The organism is Paenibacillus sp. 598K (assembly GCF_003851045.1).
Lineage (GTDB): Bacteria > Bacillota > Bacilli > Paenibacillales > Paenibacillaceae > Paenibacillus_D.
The window spans coordinates 362-831 of sequence record NZ_BFBX01000412.1; the positions used below are offsets into that span (position 1 = coordinate 362).

Annotated in this window: 1 pseudogene; it reads left to right on the top strand. The window is 56.4% G+C overall.

Features of this window, described 5'->3' with window-relative positions:
* Positions 1-99: 99 nt before the first annotated feature.
* Positions 100-470, top strand: a pseudogene (locus PA598K_RS35670) (carbohydrate ABC transporter permease); the annotation flags it as partial.

Consider the following 470-nt stretch of genomic DNA (forward strand, 5'->3'; position numbering starts at 1 on the left):
TCAACTCGGTGATCAACTTCACGCTGCTCGTCGTCGCCAACCGGATCAGTCGCAAGACGACCGACAGCAGTCTATGGTAAGGAGGAGGGAAGTGGGACCATGGTAGTCAAACGCAGCCTGGGCGAGAAAATTTTCGACAGCTTGAACGTCGTGTTCCTGACGGTCTGCTCGTTTCTGTTCCTATATCCGATGTGGTATGTGCTCGTCTCGTCGTTCAGCGACGCCTATGCGATCGCCGCGAGCCGCGTCACCTTCTGGCCGATCGGCTTTAACTTCAACGCCTATAAGCTTGTATTCGAGGATACGCGCGTCTGGGAAGCTTACGGCAATACGCTCTTCTACGTCGTTGCCGGCACGGCGATCAATCTGCTGCTGACGACGCTCGGCGCATACCCGCTGTCGCGGCGCGGCCTGGATGGCAGACGGTTTTTTATGGCGTTTATCGTCTTTACGATGTTCTTCAGCGGCGG